This window comes from Rahnella variigena, assembly GCF_003610915.1.
In the GTDB taxonomy this organism is placed as follows: Bacteria; Pseudomonadota; Gammaproteobacteria; order Enterobacterales; family Enterobacteriaceae; genus Rahnella; species Rahnella variigena.
This window is the reverse complement of the sequence record NZ_NSDJ01000001.1, coordinates 4,248,768-4,262,709: the sequence shown is the minus strand read 5'-3', so window position 1 is coordinate 4,262,709 and position 13,942 is coordinate 4,248,768. Positions and strand designations below refer to the sequence as shown.

Sequence of the window (13,942 nt, the reverse complement as noted above, 5' to 3'; positions counted from 1 at the left end):
GTCTGATGAGCGCATTGTCTTTTATCACCCATATCACTACCCGTCTGGTGCGCACCTTACTGCGCAGCCGGGCGTTTTTACTCAGTGCGCCACTGGCGCTGGCGGGCTGTGTCCCGCATTCTGCCGACAACCGTTATTTCCAGCAGGTGTCTGATCAGGTCGTCCCTGACAGCAAAGTGATCGACTTTCGTATCGCTCCTTGTGAAACCCTCTGGACACTCGATGACAATGACGCCGTAACGAACTCACTGTACTGGTTACGGGCGATGGACTGCGCCGATCGTATGAGTGATGCGCAGGCGCGCTATCAGGCGCAGCAGATACAAGCGACGAACTGGGATCAGGTATTTAAACAAAGTATTCTGCTCTCCGGTGCGGATCCCGATCAGCAGCAGCGCCGTGCGTTACTGGCAAAAGTCAGCGCGTATCGTGGCCAGATGCCGGGACAAATTCGCCCGCTGGTACAGTTATGGCGAGAACGTCAGAATTTACAGGTCGTGCTGGGCGATGAAAAAGCCCGTAATGCCCGCCAGCTGGCAGTGAATGAAGAAAAACTTCAGGCGATGACTGAACAGCAGCAGGTTCTGGAACATAATCTCGCCGATACCCGCCGTAAGCTGGAAAACCTGACGGACATTGAGCGACAGCTCTCTTCGCGCAAACAGATCCAGGGCGATTTGCCGGATAATGAGGCGACTGCGCCTGTTAAAGCGGCTTCGGATAATCCGGTAAAACCGGCCGAGACTTACACGCCACCGGCTAAGGATTCGAACGTAAAATGACGTTACGTAAAGCAGCCAGTTTATTGCTGGTCGATGACGATCCGAGCTTACTGAAGCTTTTGGGAATGCGTCTGACCAGTGAAGGTTTTCGTGTCACCACCGCCGAAAGCGGAGCAGAAGCGCTGCGAGTGCTGCACCGTGAACGTATCGATCTGGTGCTGAGTGATTTGCGTATGGATGAAATGGATGGCATGGCGCTGTTCGCTGAAATCCAGAAATTCCAGCCCGGAATGCCGGTGATTATTCTGACTGCGCACGGTTCCATTCCTGATGCGGTGGCCGCGACTCAACAGGGTGTGTTTAGTTTTCTCACCAAGCCGGTCGATCGCGATGCGCTGTATAAGGCCATTGATGAAGCGCTGGCACAGTCCAGCCCGTCGGCCGATGAAAGCTGGCGCGAATCGATTGTTACCCGCAGCCCGATCATGCTGCGGTTGCTTGAACAGGCCAATATGGTCGCGCAGTCTGACGTCAGCGTACTGATTAACGGGCAGAGCGGCACCGGTAAAGAAGTGCTGGCGCAGGCCATTCACGGGGCGAGCCCGCGTGGCAAGAAAGCCTTTATTGCTATTAACTGCGGTGCGTTGCCGGAACAGTTACTGGAATCCGAATTATTTGGTCATGCTAAAGGCGCGTTTACCGGCGCGGTAAGCAGCCGCGAAGGGTTGTTTCAGGCTGCGACCGGCGGCACGTTGTTCCTCGATGAAATCGGCGATATGCCGTTGTCGTTGCAGGTGAAATTGCTGCGCGTGTTACAGGAGCGCAAAGTGCGTCCGCTGGGCAGCAATCAGGATGTGGATGTTGATGTGCGTATTATTTCTGCGACACACCGTGATTTGCCGAAAGCGATGGAGAAGGGCGAGTTCCGCGAAGATCTGTTCTATCGTCTTAACGTTGTCGGCCTGAAACTGCCGACCCTGAGCGAACGCTCTGAAGATATTCCGCTGCTGGCTAATCACCTGCTGCGCGTGGCGGCGCAGCGGCATAAACCGTTCGTTCGCAGCTTTTCAACCGATGCCCTTAAACGTCTGATGGCCGCCAGCTGGCCGGGCAATGTGCGCCAGTTAGTGAACGTGATCGAGCAATGCGTGGCGCTGACGTCTGCACCGGTGATCAGCGAAGCCCTGGTTCAGCAGGCGCTGGAAGGTGAAAACACCGCGCTGCCGACATTTGCCGATGCGCGTAATCAGTTCGAATTGAATTATCTGCGTAAATTGCTGCAAATTACCAAAGGCAACGTCACGCAGGCGGCACGTATCGCCGGGCGTAACCGCACTGAGTTTTACAAATTGCTGTCACGCCATGAGCTGGAAGCGACCGATTTTAAAGAGTAACGGGAATTTACTTTCAGAGGCTGGAGGTACATTCCTGCGGCTGAACTATGATACCTTTAGCGCCTTCGCATGCCTCTGGCATCCGAAACCAGATTGTGAACCATGCTGCCGCTCAGGAAGGCGGAGAGCAAACGAATGATTATAAGGGTCCGCCATGAAAAAGATTGATGCGATTATCAAGCCATTCAAACTCGACGATGTCCGTGAAGCACTGGCAGAAGTTGGGATTACCGGGATGACCGTGACCGAAGTGAAAGGCTTTGGCCGTCAGAAAGGTCACACAGAACTGTACCGTGGTGCGGAATACATGGTCGATTTCCTGCCAAAAGTAAAAATCGAAATCGTAGTGGCGGATGACATCGTGGATACCTGCGTGGAAACCATTATGACCACTGCGCAGACCGGTAAAATCGGCGACGGTAAAATCTTCGTGTTCGATGTGGCGCGCGTAGTGCGTATCCGTACCGGCGAGCAGGACGAAGAAGCGATTTAATGTTTCATCAGGGCGGGTAATGTCATGTTACCGGCCCTGAGTATTCCCTCTGTTATTCTCCCTTTCCCTCCGATCTTGTTATACCAATCATTATTTAACCCAATCACTTCTCAACTCATTGTTTATCCGGTTTTTAGCCGTTATTTCTGCTCATCAGCACCCAAAGTTCCTCTCCGCCGGTAATCACAAAAAATGCTACTTGTTAGTTTTATGTGAAGTTTGTGGGGTTTTTATTGTGACTTCATTGAAAAAGTGCGAGTAAAATCACGTTTGTTGTTATACCAGTTCGATAAACCTGTCAGATACGTTGTAATCACCGACTAAAACAATTCAGGGTGAAAAGTATCTGGCTGCCGGAACTGGTGTGGATTGATCTCCGTTGATCGTGGTTTTCACACCCATTCAAAAGGCTTTGCAATGTCACAACCAGAAAAACCCATACGCATTTCCCGTCGCGTATTTTTAGGGGGCGCACTGGCGGCGCTTTCCGTTCCGCTGATGAACAAGCTTCTGCTTAGCCCGGTTTATGCCGCGCCGGTAGCGGGCTTGTCGCAGGCAAAACAGGACTTCACCCAACTCTCGCTGTATCTGACCGGTCATGACCAGCTGGATCCGGCCCTTTCTGAACGTTATTACCAGACTATGTTGCAGCTGTACCCGGACTTCACCGCGCAGGTTCAGGCGTTGCAGGCGTTTATCACGGCCAGTCACATTGATGCCGCTGACCTGCAAAAAGCGCTGGATACACAGCAGCCCGCGCTGGCGAAATTGCCGCGCAGCATCCTTCAGGCGTGGTATCTCGGCGTGGTCGGCGATGGCAAGCAGGCGGTTTGTCTGGCGTATGAAAACGCGCTGATGAATGTCGCGGTACGCGACCACCTCAATCCACCGAGCTATGCCTACGGCGCTTACGGTACCTGGGCAAAACAGCCTGTCTGAAAATAACGTTCAAAAAGGGTTAAGCAATGAGTGAACAACTTTCCGCTGACGTCGTCGTCATCGGCTCGGGGATCTGCGGCTCGCTGGTCGCACAGCGTCTGGCAAAACAGGGTATCTCCGTCATTATTCTCGAATCCGGCCCGCGTATTGATCGCGGTACGCTGACCGAAAATTTCCGTAATTCACCGCGCAAAAAAGACTTTATGTCGCCGTATCCGTACTCGGACTGGTCGCCGCATCCGGTGTATAAACCGGAAGATAATGATTATCTGCAACAGCAGGGGCCGTATCCGTTCCCGGCGGAATATATCCGCATTATGGGCGGCACCACCTGGCACTGGGCGGCGCAGGCGTGGCGCGTATTGCCAAACGATATGAAAATCAAAACGCTGTACGGCGTCGGGCGTGACTGGCCGTTATCGTATGACGAGCTGGAACCGTTTTATTACGAAGCCGAAGTTAAAATGGGCGTGTCCGGCGCACCCAATAACGGTTCACCGCGTAACCAGCCGTTCCCGATGGAACCGGTCGCTGAATCCTGGCTGCAACAGCGTTTTCGCGAGCGTCTGGCGCCGGGCGGTTATGACGTGATCGTGAACACCACCGCACGTAACAGCCGTAACTACGACGGACGTCCGGCCTGTTGTGGCAACAACAACTGCATGCCGATCTGCCCGATTGACGCGCAATATCACGGCGGTATCGCTGCGCAGGCCGCCGAAGCGGCGGGTGCAAAATTGATCACCAGCGCGGTGGTGTATCGCCTCGAGCATGACGAAAAGGGGCGTATTGTCGCCGCACATTATTACGATCCCGATAAAGGTGAGCATAAAGTTACGGCGAAAAACTTCGTTCTGGCTGCCAACGGCATCGAAAGCCCGAAACTGCTGCTGATTTCCGCCAGCGATAAATACCCGGACGGACTGGCAAACAGTTCCGGCACTGTCGGGCGTCACCTGATGGATCACCCAAGTAACTCGCTGACGTTTGAAACTGAAGAACCTCTGTGGGCGGGGCGCGGCCCAATGAGTCCGGCGTCCATCAACAGCCTGCGCGACGGTGATTTCCGCAAAGATTACGCCTCGTTCCGTATCGATATCGCCAACTCTTCACAAGTGCAGTCAGTGACGCAGGATTTGCTGGCGGAAGGCGTTTACGGCATCAGTCTGGATAACGAAATCCGTCGCCGTGCGTCGCACCAGACCAGCCTGAAAAACGTGATGGAACAGCTGCCAAACTACGATAACCGCATCATTCTCAGCGACAAAAAAGACAAACTGGGTATCCCTAAACCGGCAGCGATTTATCACATGGACGATTACGTGCATCGCGGTATGGCGCGAGCTGTGAAGGAATATACCGAGATCGCCAGACTGATGGGCGGCACCAATTTGCGTTTCAGTAAGCCGGGCGTTTACGGCAACAACCAGCACATTACCGGCACGATGAGCATGGGGCATGACCCGAAAGACTCCGTGGTGGATGCGTTCGGACGCACCCATGATCACGAAAATCTGTTCATCACCAGTACCGGCGTGATGCCGACGTCGGCCACGGTCAACTCCACGCTGACCGCCGTTGCACTGGCGTTACGTACCGCTGATCATCTTGCCAAAACTGCGCTATAGGCTGACTGACATGACTCTGAATCGTTTATCTCAAAAACGTCTGACGGGCGCATTGCTGGCCTTTGGCCTGAGCCTGATGGCAGGCACGGCTTACGCCGCGCTATCGCCGGAACAGGATGCGCTGATAAAAAAAGGCGAATACGTCGCGATAGCCGGTGACTGCGTAGCCTGCCATTCCACCGAAGGCGGCAAACCGTTTGCCGGTGGCCTCGGGCTGGCAACGCCGCTGGGCACCATTTATTCGAGCAACATCACGCCATCTAAAAAAGACGGTATCGGCAATTACACGCTGGAGCAGTTTGAACACGCGGTGCGTGACGGTGTGCGCGGCGACGGTGCGAATCTGTATCCGGCGATGCCGTACACGTCTTATGCCAAAATCAGCGATGACGACATGAAAGCGCTGTACGCTTATTTTATACAGGGCGTGCAACCGGTGGATACCCCGTCAACGCCGACCGCACTGCCGTTCCCGTTCAACGTGCGTTTGTCGATGGCTGGCTGGAATCTGCTGTTCCTCGAGAAAGGCGCGTTTAAAGCCGATCCGTCGAAAAGCGATCAGGTTAACCGTGGCGCGTATCTTGGCGAAGCGCTGGCGCACTGCAGCACCTGCCATACGCCGCGTAATGCGCTGATGGCGGAGCAGGGCGATAAAGCGCTGGGCGGCAGCAGTCTGGGCACCTGGTTTGCTCCGAACATTACGTCGGACGCGGTCAGCGGAACAGGTAACTGGAGCACGGATGAAATCGCCGCTTACCTGAAAACCGGTCATGCGCCGGGCAAGGCGCAGGCGGCAGGGCCGATGGCAGAAGCGATCGACCACAGCCTCAGCCATCTGAGCGACAGTGATTTGCAGGCGATTGCCGTGTGGCTGAAACAAACCACGCCGGTCAGTCAGCAAGGGCAGGCGAGGGCTGCGGACCAGTTCGGCTCACCGGCGAATTATGTCGATACTTTGCGTGGCGTTCCGCGTCCTGCTGATGCTGACAAGATGACCGGCTGGCAGGTGTATGACGGCTATTGCGCCAGTTGCCATCAGCCGGACGGTCGTGGCAGCAAGGACGGCGGCTTACCGTCGCTCATCAACAACACTGCGCTGGGGCATCTGAACAGCGACAATCTGGTGATGGCGATTTTGCATGGCGTGCAGCGCGGCGCGGAAAGCAAAGATGTGGCGATGCCGGCGTTTGATCATTTGCTGTCAGATACGCAGGTGGCCACGCTGAGTAATCAGTTATTGCAGCAATTTGGTAACGATCAGGCGAGTGTGACGCCACAGCGGGTGAAAGAACTGCGCGCTGGCGGTAAACCTTCGCCGTTGCTGGAGCTGGCGCATTGGGGAATGGGCATTGCAGGACTGCTCGTTATCCTGCTGATTGCACTGCTGTTTATTCGTCGTCGCCGTCGTCATTAATCCCTGCTGACGCAGCAATAAAAAAGGCTGACATTATGTGTCAGCCTTTTTCTTTTCAGGGCAGGAATTAAATGACTTTATGCGGACCGAAGCATTCGTAGTGAATATTCGCTTCGCTGATGTTCATCGCCAGCAACTGTTTGGCCGCGAACTGCATAAAGCCGACGGGACCGCACAGGTAGAAATGCATGGCTGGATCATTCAGCTGTTCGCTGACTTTGCTCAGATCCATCAGACCCTGATACTGAAAGTCCTCTCCCGGTAAATCATTTGCCTGTGGCTGGTTATACCAGACATGGCTTTCCAGCTGCGGCAGGTTTTTCTGCGCGCTTTTCACTTCACCGGCAAACGCATGAACCGCGCCGTTTTCCGCCGCGTGCAGCCATTGTACCGGCGCATGATGTCCGCGTTCTGCCAGCGTATTGAGCATACCTAACATCGGGGTCTGACCGACACCGGCAGAAATCAGCGCGACCGGCGTGGTATCGCTGATATCCATAAAGAAATCGCCGTGCGGGGCTGCAAGATGAATGATGTCGCCCGGCTGCGCAAAGTGATGCAGGAAGTTGGATACCGCGCCCTGGCCTTCGCGTTTTACGGCAATGCGGTAGGTTTTACCGTTCGGCGCCTGGGTCAGGGAATACTGACGGATTTCCTGATTTTCCAGCGACGCATCACGGATATACACCGCCAGATATTGTCCCGGCTGGAAATCCACCACCGGCAATCCATCGACAGGTTCCAGCAGGAAAGAGGTGATCAGTTCACTTTGCGGTTGTTTTTCGGCGATGCGGAATTCACGCGTACCGCGCCAGCCACCGGTTTTTTCTGCGCTGTCCTGATAAATCTCTGCTTCACGGTTGATAAACACATTCGCCAGCACGCCGTAGGCTTTGCCCCACGCATCCAGCACTTCCTGACCCGGGCTTAACATTTCATCCAGCGTTGCCAGCAGGTGTTCACCGACAATGTTGTATTGATCCGGCTGAATGGTGAAGCTGGTGTGCTTTTGCGCAATGCGCTCCACCGCAGGTAATAATGCCGCCAGATTTTCGATATTGGCGGCGTAAGCACAGATGGCATCAAACAGCGCCTGACGCTGATCGCCGTTGCGCTGATTGCTCATATTGAAGATGTCTTTGAGCTCGGGATTGTGCTCGAACATGCGGTCGTAGAAGTGCGCGGTCAGTTTTGGACCGGTCGCTGCGAGCAAAGGAATAGTGGATTTAACGGTAGCGATAGTGGCTGAATCAAGCATAGTGAACTCCGTGTCTTTGTCGATTTCATTAAACATGTATTTTAAATGCATCTTATATAAACCCACAATTTCTGTAAACCCCCCTAAAGGGGTAAGGGCTTTTAAGGTGAAGAGTGTGATGGAGCAGTGCGATGGGGGCTGAGTCACAAAGCTGAAATTTGTACATGTTCAGATGAATATTTATCCCTTGATTACGGGCAGATGTTCGCAGATCAAAGCCTTGCTGTATCTGGAGCCAATCGTTTGCCTAAAAACCTCAAACTGACCCTATCCGAAGGGCGCTTAAACATTTACACTGTTGCGCAGAACCCGGAAGGGGCTTTTATTTTTAGTTTGTTGAGTCAGGAGATGCGGATGTTAAAGCGTGAAATGAACATTGCCGATTATGATGCTGAGCTGTGGGCAGCAATGGAAAAAGAAGTTGTTCGTCAGGAAGAACATATCGAGCTGATTGCGTCAGAAAACTATACCAGCCCGCGCGTTATGCAGGCTCAGGGTTCGCAGCTGACCAACAAATATGCCGAAGGCTACCCGGGCAAACGTTACTACGGTGGTTGTGAGTACGTCGACATCGTTGAACAACTGGCCATCGACCGTGCAAAAGAATTGTTCGGTGCAGATTTCGCTAACGTTCAGCCACACTCCGGCTCGCAGGCAAACTTCGCGGTTTACACCGCACTGCTGCAACCGGGCGACACCATTCTGGGGATGAACCTCGGCCATGGCGGTCACCTGACGCACGGTTCACCGGTTAACCTGTCCGGTAAACTGTACAACGTCGTACCTTACGGCATCGACGAAAGCGGCGACATCGATTATGACGACGTAAAACGTCAGGCCGAAGCGCACAAACCAAAAATGATCATCGGCGGCTTCTCCGCGTTCTCCGGTATCGTTGACTGGGCAAAAATGCGTGAAATCGCCGACAGCGTTGGCGCTTACTTCTTCGTCGACATGGCACACGTTGCCGGTCTGATTGCTGCGGGCGTTTATCCGAACCCGGTTCCGCACGCACACATCGTGACCACCACCACGCACAAAACGCTGGCTGGCCCACGCGGCGGTCTGATTCTGGCGAAAGGCGGTGACGAAGAGTTCTATAAAAAACTGAACTCCGCTGTCTTCCCTGGTGGCCAGGGCGGCCCGCTGATGCACGTGATTGCCGGTAAAGCGGTAGCACTGAAAGAAGCGATGGAACCTGAGTTCAAAACCTACCAGCAGCAAGTGGCTAAAAATGCTCAGGCAATGGTCGCTGTGGTTCTGGAACGTGGCTACAAAGTGGTTTCCGGCGGTACGCACAATCACCTGTTCCTGATGGATCTGGTTGATAAAAACCTGACCGGTAAAGAAGCCGATGCCGCACTGGGTCGTGCTAACATTACTGTGAACAAAAACAGCGTGCCTAACGATCCGAAAAGCCCGTTCGTGACTTCCGGCGTGCGTATCGGTACTCCGGCTATCACCCGTCGCGGCTTTAAAGAAGCTGAAGCGCGTGAACTGGCTGGCTGGATCTGCGACGTGCTGGACAACGTGAACGACGAAGGCACTATCGAACGCGTTAAACAGAAAGTTCTCGACATCTGTGCACGCTTCCCGGTTTACGCGTAATATTTGCGAAGACGTAAAGCTGCTAAAACCCGCTCCGGCGGGTTTTTTTATGGGCATGTATCAGAATTTGTGAGCTGGCAGACATTACTGGAGTATGAAAGCGTCTGCGGATTGCTAGCGATTGTGAGCTTTGTCAAAGTATTGGCCTCACACCGGAGGATTTATGGAATTGCGTTCCACGCGCTGGCTTGCACTCAGTTATTTCACCTATTTTTTCAGTTACGGTATTTTTCTTCCCTTCTGGGGCTTATGGCTTAAAGGCGAGGGTATTTCCTCCGAAAGCATTGGCCTGTTGCTCGGCGCCGGTTTAGTCGCCCGTTTTCTTGGCACGTTAATCATTTCGCCCTCCATCAAAGACCCTTCGCATCTCATCACCGGTTTGCGCATCCTCGCGTTGCTCACGCTGGCGTTTGCCGTCGGGTTCTGGTTTGGCAACGGCTGGGCGTGGCTGATGATCAACATTGCCGGTTTCAGCCTGTTCTTTGGTCCGCTGGTTCCGCTGACCGATGCGCTGGCCGGTACGCTGCAACGCCAGATCAATATGGATTACGGCAAAGTACGCGTCTGGGGGTCGATTGCCTTTGTGATTGGCTCGGCGGTCACCGGTAAACTGGTGGAGGTCTACGGACACAACGCGATCCTCTATACGCTGACCGCAGGCGTGGCAGCCATGTTGCTTGGCATGTTACTGCGCCCAAGCGTAAAACCGGTGGGAGAACCGCGAACCAGCGGTGCGCCGGCCATTTCGTGGAAAGCATTACTCGGCGAAAAACCGGTCTGGCGGTTCCTGTTATGCGTAACGTTATTACAGGGCGCACACGCCGCATACTACGGTTTCAGCGCGATTTACTGGCAGGATATCGGGTATTCTTCGACCACCATCGGCTATTTATGGTCGCTTGGCGTGGTCGCTGAAGTGCTGGTCTTCACTTTCAGTAAACAGCTGTTCAGCCGCTGGTCGGCGCGCGATATGTTGCTGCTATCCGCCGTGTGTGGCGTGGTGCGCTGGGGCATGATGGGCGCATTTACCGCATTACCGTGGCTGATCGTGATTCAGATTTTGCACTGCGGTACCTTCACGGTTTGCCATCTGGCGGGGATGCGGTTTATCGCGGCGCGTCCGCGAGATCAGGTTATCCGCCTGCAATCGGTGTATTCCGCGCTGGCAATGGGCGGCGGTGTGGCGGTGATGACCATGGTGTCCGGCTTCCTGTTCGAACATCTGCACGCGGGATTATTCTGGGTGATGGCGCTGCTGGTGGTGCCGGCGATTTTCCTGCGTCCGCAGGTCACGCCGTCAGCGCCGGAGGTGTCAGCCAGCTAGGGGGCTTCGAGCAGCGAGCGGATACGTTTTCGCTGCTCTTTGGCCAGCGGCAACTGCGTGTGGATCACCAGCGGATCGGCGTCGGTGCTGCGGGTGGCGTAAGGGGTGACAATCATCGCCACGCCGCTCGGGGCACCAAATTTATAGAAATCCGCCAGCGTCTGATATTTGATGTTCAGCGGCAGCAGCGTCGCTTCGCGGATTTGTTGTTCGACCGCTTCTTCCAGTTCAGGATTATCATGCGTCAGCAGCAGGATTTGTTTCTCCTGCAAGGCGTTACCCTGCATCAGCCACGCGCCGAAGGTGATCGCTACTAATCCGATTTCATCCTCTGAAAGCGTAATCAGATATTCGTGCTCAAACCCCGCCAACGCCTCACGGGTGGTGCGCACCAGTCGCGGATACATGCGGTTTACTTCTTCCTGCATCAGATTGTCGATGCCAATGCCGAAATGACAGCGTTCAATCGCCGGACCCAGATGGGCGAAAAGCTGGCCGACCAGCCCTTCGTAGCTGCTGAATTTCATCCCGGCGATGTCCTGAAAACGCGCCACCATATTTTCAATTTCTAACAGCAGGCGCTGATCTTCCGTCGAACCGGAACTCTGATAACTGTGGTTTTTCAGCATTCGTAACATCAGGGTGAAAAACTCACATTCGCAGTCATCGAGCAGGCCGTTACTGAGTTCCTGTAACTGGATAAACAGTTCACGGGCGGCAGTATATTCGGGCTTTTCGCGCAGCCAGCGCCGCTGTTGTTCGGTAAAGCGTAAACCGGTCTGATCATTGTTCTGCCACAGACAGTATTGAAGACAAATCAGCATCAGCTGACGGTCATGACCGCTCAGCGGTTTGGGTAATAACGTGCCGCAGTCTTCGAGCATCATGCCCAGAATATCGGTGCGCAGTGCCGCCTTCGGGCAGGTCTGGCCTTCGAAGGCGATGTGCAGCCAGGGGATAAAATGGCGGGAAACGAAGTCCGGTGAAATGCGTAATGTGCGGCGTAATCCCTGAAATAAACACAGCCGCTGGGCGAGCGTATCACCCTGAATGCGGCATTCTTTTTCGCTGTATTGCAGTACATCAAGCTGATGGATGCGCTGAATTTCGCAGGTCACTTCTGCCAGATCTTCCCAGGTCGTGGTTAATCCGACGCCGTTGATTTCACTGATGATCTCCAGCTGAACTGCCGTCAGCGGCGCGTACAGCATCAGCAACACATGGCAGCGGCGTTGCGTAGCGGAAAGCGCTGGGGAGGGCTGTTTGTCTGGATTCATATCACCTGCCGGAAAGGTATCGCCTGAAATTATTAGTCAAGCATAGCAAAGCGAAAGCCCGCATTATGGCGCGGGTATTGGGTTTTACTCCGGCTTACAACTCAGATCACAGATATTTTTGACGACCGCTTAAATGCACAGCAAAATAGTGTTACTTAGTAACAATATATGGCGCTGATATGGAAATGACGTTACCCCAGGCCCGGAACCGGCCTTTCTCCCGTTACGGCAAATGGCTGGGTGTTGCGCTGTTCTGCCTGCCCGCCACGGTCATGGCGCACCCGCACAGTTTCATTGATATGCAGACGACGCTGGTGGCGAATGACACCTCGCTGACCGGGCTGAAAATGGTATGGACTATGGACGAAATTACATCCGCAGATTTGCTGTACGACGCGCAGAACGCCAAACCCGGTTCAGATATCTGGAAAAAACTGGCGGCGGAAGTCATGGCGCGGGTGCTCAGTCAGCATTACTTCACTGACTTTTATCGCGAAGGTAAACCGGTTAAATATCTCGACTTGCCCAGCGAATATCAGCTGTCGCGTAAAGGCGATCAGGCGGTGCTGGAATTCGTGTTGCCGCTGGCGAAGCCTCAGGCACTGGCCGGTAAACCGATGGAATTCTCTACCTTCGATCCTTCATATTTCGTCGATATGACCTATAAGGATAAAACCGCGCTGCATCTGCCGCCTGAGCTGGAAAAACGTTGCACGCTGGCGCTGTTTACGCCCAAGCCTGATGCCTCGCTGCAAAACTACGCGCTGTCTCTCGATAAGGCTGATGCCCCGCCGGAAGATATGGATCTTGGTCAGCAATTTGCTCAGAAGGTCACGCTGGAATGTCATTAATCTCCACACCACCGAAAACACTGTCATGGCGCGATCTGTGGCCGCTGGCGATATTTATGTTGCTGCTGGCGGGCGGCATTTTTCTTCTCATCCACTACTGGCCGAGGATTTTGCTGAGCAGCATTATCTGGCAGCGGGAATTGCATCAGGAACTGGCCGGGCTGTTGCGGCAGGTGAAAGAAAGTCCGATGCAGTCGGGCATGACGCTGGCCGGTTTCAGCCTGATTTATGGCGTGATCCACGCCATCGGGCCGGGGCACGGTAAAATTGTCATCACCACCTATCTGGCGACCCATCCTTCGCGACTGAAAAGCAGCCTGAAACTGACGTTTGCCTCGGCGATAGTGCAGGGACTGGTGGCGATATTGCTGGTCAGCGTAGTGCTCGGCGTGCTGCAACTTTCCTCGCGTCAGCTGCATCAGAGCAGTTTCTGGATGGAGCGGGGCAGCTTCATTCTGGTGATGTTGCTCGGGTTATTGCTGTGCTGGCGAGCGCTGAAACAGGTGTGGCAGACGATAAAAAGTTTGCGTCCGGCACCGGCAATGAAAATCCACAGCCTGTCGCCGATGGGCAGTGAAACACATGTCCACGATGAACATTGCGGCTGCGGACATCAGCATGTACCGAGCGATCAGCAACTTCAGGCGGGCGGCGATTTACGCACACAGATAGCGATTGTGCTGGCGATGGGATTACGCCCGTGCTCCGGTGCGATCATGGTGTTGCTGTTTTCCAAAGTGATTGGCGTGTACAGCTGGGGCGTGATTTCAGCCATTACGATGGCCATCGGCACCTCGCTGACCGTCTCGCTGATTGGCGTACTGGTGTTTTACAGCCGTGCGCTGGCGGTGAAACTGAGCGCAACCCGTACGCCTGCGGCCTGGCAGCGGATCACCTGGTCGCTGCTGGCGCTGACCGGTGGGATGGTATTGCTGGTGGCAGGAATATTGCTCTACAGCACCGGCGGCGGAGACGTTTCGCCAATCACCGGCGGGCCTTTCCGGGGATAAGTTCCGGGGCGCAACCTTCATGGG

Annotated in this window: 12 protein-coding genes; 10 read left to right on the top strand and 2 right to left on the bottom strand. The window is 54.4% G+C overall.

The genetic code is table 11. The annotated features are described in order from the left end of the window. Positions 1–5 precede the first annotated feature (5 nt). The 6 genes from qseG to CKQ54_RS19575 all read left to right on the top strand — a co-directional run bounded on the left by qseG (position 6) and on the right by CKQ54_RS19575 (position 6,590). Positions 6–782, top strand: a complete 777-nt coding sequence (gene qseG / locus CKQ54_RS19600; RefSeq protein ID WP_120161516.1) for a two-component system QseEF-associated lipoprotein QseG — start codon at positions 6–8, stop codon at positions 780–782. Further along, a complete protein-coding gene (gene glrR, locus CKQ54_RS19595; RefSeq protein WP_120161518.1) occupies positions 779–2,116 on the top strand; it encodes a two-component system response regulator GlrR in 1,338 nt (445 codons plus the stop codon). Before qseG ends, glrR begins: the two co-directional genes overlap by 4 nt. A 154-nt stretch (positions 2,117–2,270) precedes the next feature. Then, positions 2,271–2,609, top strand: a complete 339-nt coding sequence (glnB, locus tag CKQ54_RS19590) for a nitrogen regulatory protein P-II (protein WP_013574351.1) — start codon at positions 2,271–2,273, stop codon at positions 2,607–2,609. Between the two features lie 417 nt (positions 2,610–3,026). Further along, positions 3,027–3,548, top strand: a complete 522-nt coding sequence (locus CKQ54_RS19585) for a sorbitol dehydrogenase family protein (protein ID WP_112288942.1) — start codon at positions 3,027–3,029, stop codon at positions 3,546–3,548. A gap of 26 nt (positions 3,549–3,574) precedes the next feature. Next, positions 3,575–5,176: a GMC family oxidoreductase gene (locus tag CKQ54_RS19580; protein ID WP_120161520.1), complete on the top strand. Its 1,602-nt coding sequence runs from the start codon at positions 3,575–3,577 to the stop codon at positions 5,174–5,176. Positions 5,177–5,186: 10 nt separating this feature from the next. Continuing rightward, the gene (locus tag CKQ54_RS19575) at positions 5,187–6,590 is read left to right on the top strand and encodes a c-type cytochrome (protein WP_120161522.1); all 1,404 of its coding nucleotides are present in this window, start codon (positions 5,187–5,189) and stop codon (positions 6,588–6,590) included. A 67-nt stretch (positions 6,591–6,657) separates the two neighbouring features. Here the strand turns inward: CKQ54_RS19575 and hmpA are convergent, their stop codons facing one another. Then, the gene (gene hmpA / locus CKQ54_RS19570; protein ID WP_198659709.1) at positions 6,658–7,899 is read right to left on the bottom strand and encodes an NO-inducible flavohemoprotein; all 1,242 of its coding nucleotides are present in this window, start codon (positions 7,897–7,899) and stop codon (positions 6,658–6,660) included. 303 nt (positions 7,900–8,202) lie between these two features. On the opposite strand from hmpA, the gene glyA reads away from it, so the two are divergent. Together glyA and CKQ54_RS19560 are read left to right on the top strand one after the other, a co-directional pair. Further along, on the top strand, positions 8,203–9,456 hold the full coding sequence (glyA, locus tag CKQ54_RS19565) for a serine hydroxymethyltransferase (protein WP_113875968.1): 1,254 nt from the start codon (positions 8,203–8,205) through the stop codon (positions 9,454–9,456). Between the two features lie 163 nt (positions 9,457–9,619). Next, positions 9,620–10,780, top strand: coding sequence for a 3-phenylpropionate MFS transporter (locus tag CKQ54_RS19560; RefSeq protein WP_120161524.1), 1,161 nt, complete (start codon positions 9,620–9,622; stop codon positions 10,778–10,780). On the opposite strand, the gene csiE is transcribed toward CKQ54_RS19560, so the two are convergent. After that, complete coding sequence (gene csiE, locus CKQ54_RS19555; protein WP_120161526.1) at positions 10,777–12,057, bottom strand: stationary phase inducible protein CsiE; 1,281 nt, start codon at positions 12,055–12,057, stop codon at positions 10,777–10,779. The genes CKQ54_RS19560 and csiE overlap by 4 nt on opposite strands. Before the next feature lie 185 nt (positions 12,058–12,242). Between csiE and CKQ54_RS19550 the strand changes: the two genes are divergently transcribed. Then, the gene (locus CKQ54_RS19550; RefSeq protein ID WP_425272795.1) at positions 12,243–12,908 is read left to right on the top strand and encodes a DUF1007 family protein; all 666 of its coding nucleotides are present in this window, start codon (positions 12,243–12,245) and stop codon (positions 12,906–12,908) included. Continuing rightward, positions 12,899–13,918 (top strand): nickel/cobalt transporter, encoded by a 1,020-nt coding sequence (locus CKQ54_RS19545; RefSeq protein WP_120161530.1) that lies wholly within the window; start codon positions 12,899–12,901, stop codon positions 13,916–13,918. Before CKQ54_RS19550 ends, CKQ54_RS19545 begins: the two co-directional genes overlap by 10 nt. The last annotated feature ends 24 nt before the right edge of the window (positions 13,919–13,942 follow it).